9 protein-coding genes are annotated in these 16963 nt (G+C 72.7%); 8 read left to right on the top strand and 1 reads right to left on the bottom strand.

Going from position 1 to position 16963, the window contains the following annotated elements:
* Positions 1-92 precede the first annotated feature (92 nt).
* From ACFYYR_RS02255 to ACFYYR_RS02220, 8 genes are all read left to right on the top strand, one after another.
* On the top strand, positions 93-2018 hold the full coding sequence (locus ACFYYR_RS02255; RefSeq protein ID WP_388845946.1) for a TIGR03960 family B12-binding radical SAM protein: 1926 nt from the start codon (positions 93-95) through the stop codon (positions 2016-2018).
* A gap of 295 nt (positions 2019-2313) precedes the next feature.
* The gene (locus ACFYYR_RS02250; RefSeq protein ID WP_388845943.1) at positions 2314-3087 is read left to right on the top strand and encodes a TIGR03936 family radical SAM-associated protein; all 774 of its coding nucleotides are present in this window, start codon (positions 2314-2316) and stop codon (positions 3085-3087) included.
* A gap of 271 nt (positions 3088-3358) precedes the next feature.
* The gene (locus ACFYYR_RS02245; protein ID WP_388845940.1) at positions 3359-7354 is read left to right on the top strand and encodes an Rne/Rng family ribonuclease; all 3996 of its coding nucleotides are present in this window, start codon (positions 3359-3361) and stop codon (positions 7352-7354) included.
* A 247-nt stretch (positions 7355-7601) separates the two neighbouring features.
* Positions 7602-7922 carry a 50S ribosomal protein L21 gene (rplU, locus tag ACFYYR_RS02240; protein ID WP_351512048.1) on the top strand — a complete coding sequence of 107 codons (321 nt, stop codon included), beginning with the start codon at positions 7602-7604 and terminating at the stop codon, positions 7920-7922.
* 14 nt (positions 7923-7936) lie between these two features.
* Entirely contained in the window at positions 7937-8191 is a 255-nt protein-coding gene (gene rpmA, locus ACFYYR_RS02235) for a 50S ribosomal protein L27 (protein ID WP_388845938.1), read from the top strand.
* 206 nt (positions 8192-8397) lie between these two features.
* Positions 8398-9834, top strand: coding sequence for a GTPase ObgE (gene obgE, locus ACFYYR_RS02230; protein WP_388845935.1), 1437 nt, complete (start codon positions 8398-8400; stop codon positions 9832-9834).
* A 95-nt stretch (positions 9835-9929) separates the two neighbouring features.
* The gene (locus tag ACFYYR_RS02225; RefSeq protein ID WP_388845933.1) at positions 9930-10292 is read left to right on the top strand and encodes a CU044_2847 family protein; all 363 of its coding nucleotides are present in this window, start codon (positions 9930-9932) and stop codon (positions 10290-10292) included.
* A gap of 37 nt (positions 10293-10329) precedes the next feature.
* Entirely contained in the window at positions 10330-14574 is a 4245-nt protein-coding gene (locus ACFYYR_RS02220; protein ID WP_388845931.1) for a trypsin-like peptidase domain-containing protein, read from the top strand.
* A gap of 159 nt (positions 14575-14733) precedes the next feature.
* On the opposite strand, the gene ACFYYR_RS02215 is transcribed toward ACFYYR_RS02220, so the two are convergent.
* The gene (locus ACFYYR_RS02215; protein ID WP_388845929.1) at positions 14734-16836 is read right to left on the bottom strand and encodes a hypothetical protein; all 2103 of its coding nucleotides are present in this window, start codon (positions 16834-16836) and stop codon (positions 14734-14736) included.
* Between the last annotated feature and the right edge of the window lie 127 nt (positions 16837-16963).

Raw genomic sequence — 16963 nt, 5'->3', positions numbered from 1 at the left:
CCCGGCCGGGGCCGGCTTCACCCGTCGGCGTGACCTGTCGGGCACGTTACCCTTGAGGGTCACCTGTGCCCGCTCACGAGAGAACGCTGAGAATGCCTGTCGAGTCGGTCTTCCCCCGCCTGGAAGCGCTTCTCCCGCACGTCCAGAAGCCGATCCAGTACGTCGGCGGCGAGCTGAATTCCACGGTCAAGCCGTGGGAATCCTGCGATGTGCGATGGGCGCTGATGTATCCGGACGCCTACGAGGTCGGGCTGCCCAACCAGGGCGTCATGATCCTCTACGAGGTCCTCAACGAGCGCGAGGGCGTCCTCGCCGAGCGCACCTACAGCGTCTGGCCGGACCTCGAAGAGCTCATGCGGAAGCACGACGTCCCGCAGTTCACGGTCGATTCGCACCGTCCGGTGGGCGCCTTCGACGTGCTCGGTGTGTCCTTCTCCACCGAGCTCGGCTACACCAACCTGCTCACCGCGCTGGAGCTCTCCGGCATCCCGATGGCGGCCGAGGACCGTACCGAGGACCACCCGGTGGTGCTCGCCGGCGGCCACGCGGCGTTCAACCCGGAGCCGATCGCCGACTTCATCGACTGCGCGGTCATCGGCGACGGCGAGCAGGCCGTCCTGGAGATCACCGAGATCATCCGGGCGTGGAAGAGCGAGGGCCGCCCCGGCGGCCGCGACGAGCTGCTGCTGCGCCTGTCGAAGACCGGCGGCGTCTACGTGCCGCGGTTCTACGACGTCGAGTACCTGGCCGACGGCCGGATCGGCCGGGTCGTGCCGAACCGCTCCGGCGTGCCGTGGCGGGTCTCCAAGCACACCGTCATGGACCTGGACGAGTGGCCGTACCCGAAGCAGCCGCTGGTGCCGCTCGCCGAGACCGTGCACGAGCGGATGTCGGTGGAGATCTTCCGCGGCTGCACCCGCGGCTGCCGCTTCTGCCAGGCCGGAATGATCACCCGGCCGGTGCGGGAGCGCAGCATCACCGGCATCGGCGAGATGGTCGACAAGGGGCTCAAGGCCACCGGCTTCGAAGAGGTCGGCCTGCTCTCCCTCTCCTCCGCGGACCACACCGAGATCGGCGATGTCGCCAAGGGTCTCGCGGACCGCTACGAGGAGGACAAGATCGGCCTGTCCCTCCCGTCCACCCGGGTCGACGCGTTCAACATCGACCTGGCCAACGAACTCACCCGGAACGGCCGCCGGTCCGGTCTCACCTTCGCCCCCGAGGGCGGCTCCGAGCGCATCCGCAAGGTCATCAACAAGATGGTCTCGGAGGAGGACCTGATCCGGACGGTCTCGACCGCGTACGGCAACGGCTGGCGTCAGGTGAAGCTGTACTTCATGTGCGGCCTGCCCACCGAGACCGACGAGGACGTGCTCCAGATCGGCGACATGGCGGTCAACGTCATCGCCAAGGGCCGTGAGGTCTCCGGCAAGAACGACATCCGCTGCACCGTCTCCATCGGCGGGTTCGTGCCCAAGCCGCATACCCCGTTCCAGTGGGCCCCGCAGCTGTCCGCCGAGGACACCGACGCGCGCCTGGAGAAGCTGCGCGACAAGATCCGCGGCGACAAGAAGTACGGGCGCTCCATCGGCTTCCGCTACCACGACGGCAAGCCCGGCATCGTCGAGGGCCTGCTCTCCCGCGGCGACCGGCGCGTGGGCGCGGTGATCCGCGAGGTGTACGAGTCGGGCGGCCGGTTCGACGGCTGGCGCGAGCACTTCTCGTACGACCTGTGGATGCGGTGCGCCGAGAAGACGCTGCCCGCCCAGGGCGTCGACGTCGACTGGTACACCACCCGGGAGCGCACCTACGAGGAGGTCCTGCCCTGGGACCACCTCGACTCGGGCCTCGACAAGGACTGGCTCTGGGAGGACTGGCAGGACTCGCTCGACGAGACCGAGGTCGAGGACTGCCGCTGGACCCCGTGCTTCGACTGCGGCGTCTGCCCGCAGATGGACACCAGCATCCAGATCGGCCCCACCGGCAAGAAGCTGCTGCCGCTGACCGTCGTCAAGTAGCGCACCGGCCGCGGATGCACCCGCGGCGCACCCGGCACCGTGGGCCGGTCCGGCCACCGTCACCCGATGGTGGTCCGGACCGGCCCACGGCGGGTGCGGACCACCACCTGCTGCCCCCGTGCCGCCCGCCACGTGCCCCGCACCCGGCCCGGCCACCCGGCGCCTGCCCGGGACGGCCGGCGGGAACCGGCGGCCCTCCCGGGACGTACTCTTGGTGGGCAGTACGACAGCACTCACGAAGGACTGAAGGACACTGGGCAAGCGACAGCCCGAAGGCCCCCCGCCCGCACCCGCGGTGCAGCGCATCCGACTGCGCTACACCAAGCGCGGCCGCCTCCGGTTCACCAGCCACCGCGACTTCCAGCGCGCTTTCGAGCGGGCGCTGCGCCGCGCCGAGGTGCCCATGGCGTACTCGGCGGGGTTCACCCCGCACCCCAAGGTGTCGTACGCCAATGCCGCACCCACCGGCACGGGCAGCGAGGCCGACTACCTGGAGATCGCGCTCACCGAGGTGCGGGACCCGGAGACGCTGCGGCAGCTCCTCGACGAGTCGATGCCGTCCGGCCTCGACATCATCGACGCGGTGGAGGCCCGGACCTCCGGGCTCGCCGACCGGCTGCAGGCCTCGGTCTGGGAGCTCCGGCTCGACGGGGTGCCCCTGGAGGAGGCCGAGCGCGCCGTGGCGGCCTTCCTCGCCGAGGAGACCGTCGAGGTCGAGCGCCGCACGAAAAACGGGTTGCGGACCTTCGACGCGCGCGGCGCGGTCGCACGCCTCGAGGCATCCGCGGGACCGGCTGATAGGCCGCAGGTCGGCGCCTGTGCGATACTGCGGCTGGTTGTTCGGCATGCGACACCTGCCGTACGACCCGACGACGTCCTGTCCGGTCTCCGCGCCACGGCCGACCTGGCGCCGCCGGTCCCCGCTGCGGTGACCAGGCTGGCGCAGGGGCTGCTCGATGAGGAGAGCGGCACGGTGACCGACCCGCTCGCGCCCGACCGCGAGGCAGTCATGGCCGCCCCACCCACGGCCGCCGGGCTGACCGCGACGGCGCCGGGAGGTTCCGCGTAGGTCGTCCGTCGGCAGGGCGCGCGAGCCGCGCATCCTGCAGGCGGAGGACTGGGGGCTCGTCGAAGCGCCGCCGATGCACCGGGAGCCACCCGGGTCCGGCAGACGCACCGAGAAAGCAGACTTTCGCCGGTGTCGGGCCCTCCGGCCCCGGCGAGCGAGACGACAGCTCCCGTGTGGCGCCCGCGCCCCGGACGGCGGCACCACGCTCATCACGTGGGCCGCGGCCGGAGTCAGGCGCGGCGCCCGGGAGCGTGACGGGAGAACCGCCCGCATGCTCGAGCCGATGGAGCCCACGGAGGCGGCGCGCAACAGCGCCGCCGGGGACAGCTCAGACAACAACAGCCCCAGTGACAACCTGCCGCCGCGGCGCCGCCGCGCGGCATCCCGGCCGGCGGGTCCGCCGGCCGGGGCGACCACCGACGCCACGGCGTCGGCCATACCGTCCGGAGCACCGGAGGCCGCGGCCGCCGGGACCCCGGACACGGACGAGGCCGTGACCATCCTCCCCGCCACCCCGGAGAACGCTTCCGAGGAGGAGACCGAGGAGGCCGTCGAGGCCCCGGCCCCGGAGCCGCAGCCGGTTCGCACCCGCCGCCGCGCCACCCGCAAGGCGACGGCTCCGGCCGGTGCGCCGCCCGCCGCCGAGCCGGTCGAGATCATCGCCGAGAGCCCGGCCGCCGCGGCCGCCGTTGACCAGGACGTTCCCGCCGAGGCCCCGGCCCCGGCGGCGGAGCCCCAGCCGGCCCGTACCCGCCGCCGCGCCACCCGCAAGGTGACCGCTCCGGCCGGTGCGCCGGTCGTGGCCGACGACGCTCCGAGCGCCGCCGCGGGGGAGCCCGCTCCGGCCGTCGTGACCGCGTCCGCCGCCGAGCCCGCCGCCGAATCGGCGGAGGAGACCCCGGCCGAGGACGCGCCGCGTACCCGTACCCGCCGCCGGGCGACCCGCAAGGTGTCCGCGCCGACCGGCGAGGCCGCCGCGGAGACCCCCGGCAGCGGTGACCGCGCCGAGGAGCCCGCCGCGTCCGGTGCCCCCGAGGCAGCCGTGACGTCCGACCGGTCCGGTGAGACCGGTGAGTCCGGCGACGAGGCGCCCCGGGGACGTGGCCGCCGCCGTTCGGCCCGCAAGTCCGAGGCACCCGCCGAGGCGCCGTCGACCGAGGCCCCCGCTGCGGAGGCCGAGCCGGTCACCGTCGCCGACGCGATCGACGCCCCCCAGCGGCGCACCCGGCGCCGGGCCACCCGCGCCGCGGACGCCCCGGCCGTCGAGCCGCAGGCCGACGCCGCGCAGGCGGACGCCAAGCAGGAAGAGGCCGGCAAGCCGGAGAAGGCCGAGAAGCGCGCGAAGAGCGGCAGGGCCGCCAAGGCCGAGAAGGCCGCCAAGGCGGAGCAGGCGGCGCAGGCCGGGACCGACGAGGCCGTGGCCGCCGAGGAGCAGCAGGACGCCGCGCCGCGGGGCCGCCGCCGTGCGGTGCGCCCGCCGACCGCCGTCTTCCAGGCGCCGGTGTTCACCGAGCCGATGTTCCAGACCCCGGAGAGCGCCGCCGCGGCCGCTGCCGCCGAGCGCGAGCGCGCCGAGGAGCCCGAGGAGCAGCCCGCTTCCGGTTCGCGCCGCCGCCGTCGTCGCGCCGCTGCCGAGGCGGCACCGGCCGAGGCCCCGGAGCAGGAGACCACCGACACCGCCACGGACACCGCCGCCGAGGCCGGGACCGAGGCCGAGGCCGAGGACCGGGGCGACAGCGAGGACGAGTCGGGCGACCGCCCGGCCCGCCGCCGCCGTCGCGGTGGCCGTCGTCGCCGTCGCGGCGAGGCCGCGGACGGCGCCGAGGAGTCCGGCGAGTCCACCGAGGACTCGGACGAGGCCGAGGACCGCACCGCCGAGGAGCCCGAGCAGGCCGAGGACGAGGACGAGTCCGGTGCCGGCGGTGGCTCCAGCAGCAGCCGTCGTCGCCGTCGTCGCCGCCGGCGCAGCGGGGACGGCGACGGAGGCGGTGGCGAGAGCGCCGAGGACGACCCGGAGCGCACGGTCGTCAAGATCCGTGAGCCGCGGGCCAAGCCCGAGCCCTCCGACGAGGTGCAGTCCATCAAGGGCTCGACCCGTCTGGAGGCCAAGAAGCAGCGCCGCCGCGAAGGCCGCGAGCAGGGCCGCCGCCGGGTGCCGATCATCACCGAGGCCGAGTTCCTGGCGCGCCGGGAGGCCGTCGAGCGGGTCATGGTCGTGCGTCAGCAGGGCGACCGCACCCAGATCGGTGTGCTGGAGGACAACGTCCTCGTCGAGCACTTCGTCAACAAGGAGCAGGCCACCAGCTACGTCGGCAACGTCTACCTGGGCAAGGTCCAGAACGTGCTGCCGTCGATGGAGGCCGCCTTCGTCGACATCGGCAAGGGCCGCAACGCCGTCCTGTACGCCGGCGAGGTCAACTTCGAGGCGCTGGGCATGTCCAACGGCCCGCGCCGGATCGAGACCGCGCTGAAGTCCGGCCAGTCCGTCCTCGTGCAGGTCACCAAGGACCCGATCGGTCACAAGGGCGCCCGGCTCACCAGCCAGGTCTCCCTGCCCGGCCGGTACCTGGTCTACGTGCCCGAGGGCTCGATGACCGGCATCAGCCGCAAGCTGCCCGACACCGAGCGCGCACGGCTGAAGCAGATCCTCAAGAAGATCGTCCCCGAGGATGCGGGCGTCATCGTCCGGACCGCCGCGGAGGGCGCCAGCGAGGAGGAGCTGCGCCGCGACGTCGAGCGGCTCCAGGCGCAGTGGGAGGAGATCCAGAAGAAGGCGAAGGGCGCCAATGCTCCGGCCCTTCTCTACGGTGAGCCGGACATGACCGTCCGGGTCGTCCGCGACATCTTCAACGAGGACTTCTCCAAGGTCATCGTCAGCGGGGACAGCGCTTGGGAGACCATCCACGGCTACGTCTCGCACGTGGCGCCGGACCTCAGCGACCGGCTGCAGAAGTGGACCTCCGAGGTCGACGTCTTCGCCACCTACCGGATCGACGAGCAGCTGATGAAGGCGCTCGACCGCAAGGTCTGGCTGCCGAGCGGCGGCTCGCTGGTGATCGACCGGACCGAGGCGATGATCGTGGTCGACGTCAACACCGGCAAGTTCACCGGTCAGGGCGGCAACCTCGAGGAGACGGTCACCAGGAACAACCTGGAGGCGGCCGAGGAGATCGTGCGCCAGCTCCGGCTGCGCGACCTCGGCGGCATCATCGTGATCGACTTCATCGACATGGTGCTGGAGTCCAACCGGGACCTGGTGCTCCGCCGCCTGCTGGAGTGCCTGGGCCGGGACCGGACGAAGCACCAGGTCGCCGAGGTCACCTCGCTCGGCCTGGTCCAGATGACCCGCAAGCGGGTGGGCCAGGGCCTGCTGGAGTCCTTCTCCGAGACCTGCGTCCACTGCAACGGGCGCGGCGTCATCGTCCACGTCGAGCAGCCGACGGCCGCCGGCGGCGGTGGCGGCGGCAAGCGCAAGAAGAAGGGCAAGGGCGGCGGTCAGCAGCCCGAGGCGGTCGCCGAGCACGTGCACGAGCCGGCCGTGGCGGAGGAGCCGCAGGCCGTGGAGAGCGCGACCGAGGTCGCCGCGGAGGTCGCGGAGCCCCGGAAGCTTCCGGAGCCGGCGTTCGCGGCGGACGAGGAGCTGTTCAGCAGCGTCGCCGAGGCCGAGGCCTCGGCGGGCCGGGGCCGGACCCGCCGCCGGGCGACCCGCAAGGTGTCCGCTCCCGCGGGCCCGCCGAAGGCAGCGGAGGAGGCCGTGGTCGTCGCTCCGGCGAAGCCCGCGGAGGCCGCGCCGCTGCCGGAGGCCGCACCGGCCGTGACCGAGGCCCCGGCTGCCGCCGAGGCCCCCGCACCGGAGCCGGCCGCTCCGGCCCGGACCCGCCGTCGGGCGACCCGTAAGGCGACGGCTCCGGCCGGTTCGCCGAAGGCCGCCGACGACGCAGGCGTCGTGGTCGTCCCGTCCGGCGTGGCGGAGCAGACGGCCGAGTCCGCCCCCGCGGAGCACGCCGAGGTGGCCGTCCCGGCCGCGGAGGACGGGTCCGTGGCGGCTCCGGCCGCCGACGCCCCGGCCGACGAGGCCGAGGCGCCCGCTCCGGCGAAGAAGCGGACGGCCAAGAAGGCCGCGGCGAAGAAGACGGCGGCGAAGAAGACCACCGCCAAGAAGACCGCGGCGAAGAAGACGACGGCCAAGAAGTCCACGGCCAAGAAGACGACGAAGAAGGCGGCGGCCGAGCAGACCGCGGCGTCCGCCCCGGCCGACGAGGCCTAGTCACGGCGTCCGGTGGTCCCGCTCCGGCGGGGCCACCGGAGCCTCCCCGCGGCTGCGGGGACTCGGTTTGACCCCCCGGTCGGGGTTCCGTAACCTTGACCGTCGGCGTCTCTGTGCGCCAACCCCTGAGCAACTCCCTCCCGGTCCGCCGGGAGAGGCCGCTCGTCCTTCCGGATATCGCGGGCCTCCGGCCCGTGGGAGCGGCTGGCATCAAGGGTCCCGTTTCGAGCGAGAGAGTGAGATCCGCGTGTACGCAATCGTGCGCAGCGGTGGTCGCCAGCACAAGGTTGCTGTCGGCGACATCGTTGAGGTTGACAAGATTTCCACGAGCAACGTGGGCGACACGGTCGAGCTCTCGACCCTGCTCGTTGTCGACGGTGACACCGTGACCAGCGACCCGTGGGTGCTGGCCGGCATCAAGGTCCAGGCCGAGATCGTGGACCACCACAAGGGTGCGAAGATCGACATCCTTCGGTACAAGAACAAGACCGGCTACCGTCGGCGCCAGGGCCACCGCCAGCAGTACACGGCGCTGAAGATCACCGGCATCCCCACGGCTGCGAAGTAAGGGACTGAGGAGAGATGGCACACAAGAAGGGCGCATCGTCCACTCGGAACGGTCGCGATTCCAATGCTCAGCGGCTCGGCGTGAAGCGCTTCGGCGGTCAGGTCGTCAACGCCGGTGAGATCCTGGTCCGCCAGCGCGGCACCCACTTCCACCCGGGCACCGGCGTCGGCCGCGGTGGCGACGACACGCTGTTCGCCCTCGCCGCCGGTGCGGTCGAGTTCGGCACCAGCCGTGGTCGCAAGGTCGTGAACATCGTTCCGGTCGGCTGATCATCTCAGCCCGTCGCTGACCTCGTTCAGCGCACGCGGTCGGAGCCCCGGGTAGTACCCCGGCGGGCCCGACGGCACCCGGTACGACACAGCACCTTTCCGAGGGCGGACCGCCCTTCCCCGCAGCCTCATGCGGGGAAGAGGGTCCGCCCTCGGTCTGTTGCAGCAGAAGAAGCAAGTCCGTCAGCACAGCAGGAGGCATCCGTATGACCACCTTCGTGGACCGCGTCGAGCTGCATGTCGCCGCGGGTAACGGAGGCCACGGCTGCGCCTCCGTGCACCGCGAGAAGTTCAAGCCGCTCGGCGGTCCGGACGGCGGCAACGGCGGCCGGGGCGGCGATGTGATCCTGGTCGTCGACCAGTCGGTCACCACGCTCCTCGACTACCACCACTCCCCGCACCGCAAGGCCACCAACGGCAAGCCCGGCGAAGGCGACAACCGCTCCGGCAAGGACGGCAGCGACCTCGTCCTGCCGGTCCCGGACGGCACGGTCGTCCTCGACAAGCAGGGCAACGTCCTCGCCGACCTGGTCGGCCAGGGCACCACGTACGTCGCCGCCCAGGGCGGCCGCGGCGGTCTCGGCAACGCCGCGCTCGCCTCCGCCCGCCGCAAGGCCCCCGGCTTCGCGCTGCTGGGCGAGCCCGGCCACACCGGGGACGTGGTCCTGGAGCTCAAGACCGTCGCGGACGTCGCGCTGGTCGGCTACCCGAGCGCCGGCAAGTCCTCGCTGATCTCGGTGCTCTCGGCCGCCAAGCCGAAGATCGCCGACTACCCGTTCACCACCCTGGTCCCCAACCTCGGTGTGGTGACGGCCGGTTCGACCGTCTACACCATCGCCGACGTCCCCGGGCTGATCCCCGGCGCCAGCCAGGGCAAGGGCCTGGGGCTGGAGTTCCTGCGGCACGTCGAGCGCTGCACGGTGCTGGTGCACGTCCTGGACTGCGCCACCCTGGAGTCGCACCGCGACCCGGCCTCGGACCTCGATGTGATCGAGGCGGAGCTGGCGCAGTACGGCGGCCTGGACGACCGGCCGCGGCTGGTCGTCCTCAACAAGGTCGACATTCCCGACGGCCAGGAGCTCGCCGACATGATCCGCCCGGATCTGGAGGCGCGCGGCTACCAGGTCTTCGAGGTGTCCGCGGTCTCCCGCACCGGCCTCAAGGAGCTGTCGTTCGCGCTCGCCGGGATCGTCGCCGAGGCGCGCGCCGCCAAGCCGAAGGAGGAGGCGACCCGGATCGTCATCCGCCCCAAGGCCGTGGACGACGCGGGCTTCACGGTGACGGCCGAGGGCGAGGCGTTCTTCCGCGTGCGCGGCGAGAAGCCCGAACGCTGGGTGCACCAGACCGACTTCAACAACGACGAGGCCGTGGGCTACCTCGCCGACCGGCTCAACCGGCTCGGTGTCGAGGAGGAGCTCCTCAAGGCCGGCGCCCGGGCGGGCGACGGCGTCGCCATCGGCCCCGAGGACAACGCGGTCGTCTTCGACTGGGAGCCGACGCTGGCCGCCGGTGCCGAGATGCTCGGCCGGCGCGGTGAGGACCACCGGTTCGAGGCCCCGCGCCCGGCCGCCCAGCGCCGCCGGGACCGGGACGCCGAACGGGACGAGGCCCAGCAGGAGTTCGACGACTTCAACCCGTTCTGAGGCTCCTCTTTCCGCGATCGCTGCGGCTTTCCGGGGACGTTCCCTACGATCTCCGGAGAGCCGCAGTGCTGCGACGGAGGGGAACGGTGGGGCCCGTGTACGTGGTCGATGTGCCGATCGGTGAGGGCGCCGGGGACGGCGAGGACCCCGAGCTGGTCAGGGTGGAGGTCCGCGAACTCGACGAAGGGCTCGTCCGGGTGGGCAGGAGCGGCCGTCAGACGGCGGCCCGCGCCAGCCGGTCGTTCGATGACATGCTCGGCACCGTGCGCCCGGTCGCGACGAACTTCGTGAACACCTTCCGCGGGGCGGTCGACGCTCCCGACGAGATCACCGTGCAGTTCGGGATCTCGCTGTCCGCGGAGGCCGATGTGGTGATCGCCAGCACGGCCACCGCGGCCAACTTCTCCGTATCCCTGACTTGGAATCGCTCTGCCCCCGAGGCCTCCGGGCCGGAATAATCGCGCCGAGGACCGACTCACGGGGGAGGTGGGCGCGGTGGGGCTCGGAGCCGGCCCGGAGGCGCTCGAAGCAGCCGTACTCAGGATCAGGGACCCCGCCGGGCGGCCCGTGGGCGTCGGCTTCCTCATCACCGCGGAACTCGCCGTCACCTGCGCCCATGTGATCGGAACCGCTCTGGGGCTGCGTGACGGCGAGGAACCGCCCGCCGACGCCGTCGCGGAACTGGACCTGCCCTTGACCGGCCTTCCGGGGAACGGCTCGACGGTGACCGCCACCGTCGAGCACTGGCTGCCGGAGGAGCCGTCCGGCGCGGGTGACCTCGCCGTCCTGCGTCTGCGCGCCCCGCTGCCCGGTGCCCGGCCGGTACGCATGGTGGACGCCGGAGACGTCTGGCAGCACCCGATGCGCGCCTTCGGCTTCCCCGACGGGCGGGACCACGGCGTGTGGCACGCCGGCCGGCTGCGTGCCCGGCAGGCCGCGGGCTGGCTCCAGACGGAGCCGGCCGAACCCGACGGGTACCCCATCTCCCGCGGTTTCAGCGGCAGTCCGGTCTGGGACGACGAACTGTCCGCAGTGGTCGGCATGGTCGCGCTCGCCGAGACGAGGGGCCCGCGGGCCGGGTACCTGATCTCCACCCGGGGCCTGGTGAGCGCCCTTCCCGTGCTGCGGGACTTCGTGCTGCCGGAGTCACCCTTCCGTGGACTGTCGGCCTTCCGGGAATCCGATGCCGACGTCTTCCACGGCCGGGCGGCCGAGAGCGCCGAGCTCGCCGCGCTGGTCCGTGAGAAACCCCTGGTCACCCTCGTCGGGCCATCCGGCTGCGGCAAGTCCTCGCTGGCCCTGGCCGGAGTGGTGCCCGTGCTCCGCAGTGCCGGGTGGGCGGTGTGCGTGCTGCGCCCGACCCGCAGCCACCGGCTGCTGTCCGCGCTGGCCGCCGAGTTCACGGCGCTGCTGCGGCCGGAGTTGGCGGGCGCACAGCGGCTGCGGGAGATCCGCGAGCTGACGGACGAGCTCGCCGCTCACGGGCTCGCCGGAGCCGTGGCCGACGTTCTGCGGCACACCGGGGCCCGCCGGCTGCTCCTGGTCGTCGACCAGGCGGAGGAACTGATGGCCGAGGAGGAGGGGGACGACGGGACCTCCGTACTCTTCGACGACGGGGCATCCGTGCTGTTCGCGAAGGACCCGCCCGAGGAACTGCGACTGCTGCTCACCCTGCGCGCCGACTTCCTGGCCGCCGCACTGGACCACCCCGTCCTCGGACCTGCCGTGAGCCAGGAGGTCCACGCGCTCTGCACGATGTCCGCCGGGCAGCTGCGGGACGTGGTCACCGCTCCGCTCGAGGGCATACCGGCGCTGGACTACGCCCCCGGCCTCGTCGACCGGATTCTCGCCGACGCCGGGGACGCTCCCGGCACCCTCCCGCTGCTCGGATTCGCGCTGGCGGGCCTCTGGGAGCACCCGTCGGGCGGCCTGCTCACCCATCAGGCGTACGAGGAGCTGGGCGGGGTCAGCGGTGCGCTCGCCAACCAGGCCGAGGAGGCCTGGCAGGAGTGCGTGGCCGCGTCCGAGGAGGAGGCGATGCGGCGGCTGTTCACCCAGCTCGTACGCGTCCCGACGACCTCCGCCGGTGCGGTCACCCGACGTGAGGTCAGCCGCGGTGAGCTCGGCGGTACCGAGTGGCGGATCGCGCGCCGGCTGGCGGCCGGGCGGCTGCTCGTCCTCGGCCGCGGCACCGAGGGGCAGGAGACCGCCGAGCTCGCGCACGAGGCGCTGATCAGCGGATGGCCGCGACTGGCCGGATGGGTCGAAGCGGACCGGGAGTTCCTGGCGTGGCGGGAGAGCCTGCGGCTGGATCTGGCCCGCTGGGAGGCCTCCGGCCGGGACCCCGAACTGCTGCCCGGCACCAAGGCCCTGGCGGTGGCGGACTCGTGGTCCCAGAAGCGGGGCGGGGACCTCGGAGCGGCCGAGCGCGGGTTCCTGGAGCAGGGCCGTGAGCGCCTGCGGCACCAGGACCGCCGGAGGCACTTCGTCAGGACCTTGGTGGCAGGGGTCCTGGCCTTCGCGACGGTGCTGGGGGCGCTCTTCCTCTACCAGCGACAGGTCAGTGACGAGAAGGCGGCACAGTCGCAGTCCCGTTCGCTGGCCGGGATCTCCGCGGACTCGGTGGACCAGGACCCCGGGATGTCGATCCTGCTGGCGATGTCCGCCTACCGCACGGCGCCCACCCGCGAGGCGCGGAACGAGCTCCTGAGACGCTACGGCGAATACCGGAGCGCACACACCGTGCTCTCCGGGACCATGGGCAAGGTGCAGGCGGTCACGGCGAGTCCCGACGGCCGGGCGACCCTCGTGGTCTCGGAACTCGGCCGGGTGACGCTCTTCCTGCGCGAGTCCGACGGGCGGATACGGCGGGTCCGGCTGCCCGCCCGGAGGAGCGCGGTCGAGCCGGTGATGTCCCGCGACGCCGGGCGCGTCGGCTATCTGGCGAACGACGGCTCGCTGGTCTGGCACGAGGTGCGGACGGGGGAGCACGGCACGGTCGGTCCGGCGCACGTGCTGCCCAAGGGCCCCATCCCCAACCGTTCGGTCCTCCTCGACGAACGCGAGCGCCTGGCCTCGATGTCCGACGACGGACGCTTCGTGGCGTCGGCCTCCCGCGGGCGCATCGTGTGGTGGGACCTCGCGAAGGGCTCCCTCGGCGGACGCATTCCCCCGGCGAAGGGGGAGACCTTTGTCGATGTGTGGTTCGGCCCGGACGACGACACCCTCGTGGCCCGCGCGCGGATCGAGGACGATGACGAGCTGTACAACCACAACCGGCTGGTGACCGTGGACCGGCGCTCGGGCCGGTCCGAGGAACTGGCGGCCCGCGCGGCGGACACGTCGGTTTCGGCGGACGGAAGCACCGTGGCCTACTGCCGGGTGAGGAAGGGCATCGACGCGGAGATCAGGACCGTGCGGACCGCCGACCGGAAGCAGCTCGGCCGGATCACCGCGGAGAGCACCTGCGGGAACGTCGCCCTGGACCGTACGGGCCGCCGTGTCGTCCACGACTCCACCCAGGGGCTGAAACTCGTGGACATGCGGCGCGGAACCGTCCTCTCCGAGACCCAGGCGCCCCCATGGTGGGCGAACGGCGACGGACGCATCGTCGAGCGGTCCGGCGCCCTACTGATCGTCGGATGGCGGGACGCCGCGGCCTACTACGCCGAACTCGCCAGAAGGGGGCGGGTCCCGGTGGACATGGCCACACTGACCGGTAACGGCCGGAAGTTGATCGAGATCGTGCGGAACGGGACACGGATCGTGCTGCGCTCGGCGGCCGGGTCCGGCCGGGTGATCGCCGAGCGGGCCCGCCCCGCGGGCGCCCACGTCCCCCGCACCGACGAGCGCCTCACCATCGGCCGGGACGGTGCGCTGGTGGCCGACCGAGTGGGGGAGCACAAAATCGTCCTGCGCGACACCTCGTCCCTGAAGGTGGTGTCCACGATCAACCCGGCGAAGCCCCCGGCCGACGCCCTGGGGCGGGTCGCGGATGTGCGCCACTTCTTCGACATGTCGGGGAAGGGGTTCGTCACCGTGTCGGGGACCCGGCTGGAGAGCTGGGACGCCAGGACGGGGAAGAAGACATCCGATGTCGATCTCCTCGATGCGGGGCTGGTGCACAGCAGGGACCGGGACGTGGAAGGGAACTGGGACTTCACGGTCACGCGCCATGCCCGGCCGGGCCGGGTCTTCGTCGTGCGGCCGGAGGATCCGCGGATCCACGTCCTCGACCTGCGGACCGGCCGGGAGGCCGAGGAGGAACGCCTCACCGTGGGCAAGGGTGCGCTGGGCGCCTTCTCGGACCCGGACGGCCGCTACCTGGCGCTGCTGCGACGCGGCTCGGTCCCGGAGATGTGGTCGCTGGAGTCGCGGCAGAAGGTGCTCGGCCCCTTGCCCGCCGTCGGAGAGGACGGCGGCGGCGGCTTCGCCGTGGGCTTCCTGGAGAGGAGCGACCGGTTCCTGGTGGCCGACGGGGGCAAGGTGCGGATCTACCGGGCCGGCAGCCGCGCCTACGTGGAGTCGTTCGACTTCTCGGACAACACCTACGACTTCCTGGATTTCTCCGAGGACGGGAAGACCCTCCTGCTGGACGCCACCGCCGACCGGGTGGTCCGGCTGGATCCCGCGGTGTGGCGCAGCGAGCTCTGCCGGGTCATCGGGCAGCGGGAGCTCTCCGCCGAGGAGCGGGCGAGCGTACCCGCCCCGGTGCCGGACGGGCGCGACTGCCATGGCTGACCGCCCGTCAGGGGTGTGCCGCGGCCCATGAGGTGGGCGACGCGGCGGAACGGCCGGGCGGAACCGGCACCGCCCCGGCGGAACGATCGTGCGCAATCAGCGGAGATACGGAAAGGGCCCCGGGACAACCGTCCCGGGGCCCCTCGCGTACGGGCGGCGTCAGGCGTTGATCGCGTCGTCCGTGCTGCCGTTGGGCTCCAGCTCCCGCTCCTCCTCGGACATCGCCGCCTCGGCCTCCGAGACGTCCTCGCGCTGCGCGGGGATCTCGGACGCCAGCCGGGCGGCCATCCGGGCCCGGCGCTCGTCCGCCTTGGCGGCCAGCGTCAGCGCGGCGCCGTTGAAGCGGACCAGCGACGGCGGGTCGGACGGGCCGAGCAGGTGCTCCTTGAGCTCCGCCCGAGCCGTGGCCAGGGTGTCCTTCTCCGGGTTGCGCACGGCCTCCAGCAGGGCGGGGACGCCGGTCGCCTCGGGGTCGAGGATGGCCGCGGCCCGCACGGTCGGGAAGCCGGCCCGGAAGTCGTCCTCCGTCAGGCCGCTGGTGTTGGCGACGGCGTACGGCTTCTCGCTGGTCAGGTAGTCCGAGACGACGCTCGACACATCGCTGATGAGCAGGTCCGCCTGGTTGAAGCAGCTGTAGATCGCCGGGCGGGGGCCGGTGACGATCTGGTGCTCCCACTCCGGGAAGGACGCCCAGTACGCGGCCTCCCAGGCGGCGGTCGCCGCGGCGACCGCGGCGGCCCGGCCGGTGTCCGGGGAGCCCTGGAGCATCATGCGCTCCGCCTCGTCGGCGCTGGTCCCGAACTTGGTGCTGGTGAGCGCGTTCAGCTCGGCGGTGGCCTGCTCCAGCGCCGCCGCGGCCTCCGGGCCCGGCCGGTCGCCGCCGCGCCGGGCGTTCGCCTCGGCGATCATCGTCTTGATGCGGTCGTTGGCGCGGCCCGCGCGCGGGTCGACCGAGCCGGTCATCGGGTGCGGCTTGTAGAGCAGCCGCACCTTCGGGTCGGCCAGCAGCTCACGGACGATGTTCTCGCCGGCCAGGATCACCGAGGTGTTGCCCGGGTCGTTCGTCCAGCCCTCCCAGGTGGGGGCGTAGAGCACGGTGGTGTACGGGCCCGTCGGGCCGCCCGCGTACGGCCGGATCGGCGCCAGCTGCGGCCGGCCCACCTCGACGACGTCCTTGTCCTCGACGCCGATGTCCGCGAGCTGGTAGCGCTCGCGCGCGGCCGGACCGGCCACCCACACCTCGTCGTAGGCCTTGGCGTACGGGTTGCAGCTGGAGAGCTTGTCGCTCTCGCCGTGGTTGATGAACGCGTGCTTGATCGACGGGATCCGCAGCACCTGCGAGGTCTTGCCGGAGTTCGCCGGGTGCAGCAGCACCTTCAGCGTGGAGTGCTCCAGCGCCATCAGCTGCGCCACCTTGGGGATGCACACGATCGGGACGTCCGTGGCGTCGATCTTCTGCACCATGAAGCGCTCGCGGAGCACGATGAGCGGCTTGCCGTCCAGTGCGGCCAGCGTCGAGAGCCACATGTTGGCCTGGTAGGCGGAGGTGGTGCCGCCGGAGAAGTACATGCCGACCGTCGGCTGGTACTCGGCCAGCCAGGCGTTCAGCCACTCCAGAACCTTCTGGTCGTTCGCGGCGCGCTTGCCGGGCAGCAGCCAGGTCCCGAGGTAGACGGTGCCGCCCAGGGAGAGGGCGAGGGCGATGCCCAGGCCGATGCCGCCCCAGGTCGCGTCGCGGGTGATGGCGGTCACCAGCAGACCGGCGGTGGCCGGGACGGAGAAGTTCAGCAGCCGGTGGCCCGGGCGGCGGGACAGGATCCGCGGCGGGGCGGCCGTCAGGCCGAGCGCCGAGGTGTCGATGTTCCGCGTCACGATGGGCACCGTGCGGCGGCGCCGCACCAGGACCGCGACGGCCTGGCAGGCGAAGTGCAGCCCGTAGAAGAGGAGCAGCGCGATGGTGAGCGGCGACTGCTCGTGCAGCGGGTTGATGCCTTCGATGCGCAGCAGACCCACCAGGATCAGCATGTCGCGCAGCAACTGGCGGATGGTGACGTCGAACCGGATCTTGCCCAGCAGCGAGAGCAGACCGGGCTGCTTGCGCTGCAGATAGAGGTCGAGTGCGAGGCCTGCCGCGGATGCGGCGGCGAAGGTCGGCACGTTGGGCAGCAGCGCACCGGCGAGTTGGGCCGCGAAGGCCGCGAACATCGCCGACAGTGCGGTGAGCTGCACGACGCGTCGGGGGGCGAGTCCGGCAGAGGGCACGGGCAGGGCTCCTGGCGAGGGAAGCGGTCGGACAGAACAGAGGGGCGGGCCGTGGGGGCGGTCCCGCCGGGGGAGCCGGTGCCGCAGCATGGCGGCAGCAGCTCAGGTCGACCACTGACCGTATGAT

It is taken from the genome of Streptomyces sp. NPDC001922 (genome assembly GCF_042891165.1).
Taxonomy (GTDB): Bacteria; Actinomycetota; Actinomycetes; order Streptomycetales; family Streptomycetaceae; genus Streptomyces.
The sequence above is the reverse complement of the archived record's forward strand: the minus strand, read 5'-3'. Positions and strand labels throughout refer to the sequence as shown.

Coding starts and splice junctions, on each gene's coding strand:
- ACFYYR_RS02255 (WP_388845946.1), top strand. CDS start 93: ATGCCTGTCGAGTCGGTCTTCCCCCGCCTGGAAGCGCTTCTCCCGCAC.
- ACFYYR_RS02245 (WP_388845940.1), top strand. CDS start 3,359: ATGCTCGAGCCGATGGAGCCCACGGAGGCGGCGCGCAACAGCGCCGCC.
- rpmA (WP_388845938.1), top strand. CDS start 7,937: ATGGCACACAAGAAGGGCGCATCGTCCACTCGGAACGGTCGCGATTCC.
- obgE (WP_388845935.1), top strand. CDS start 8,398: ATGACCACCTTCGTGGACCGCGTCGAGCTGCATGTCGCCGCGGGTAAC.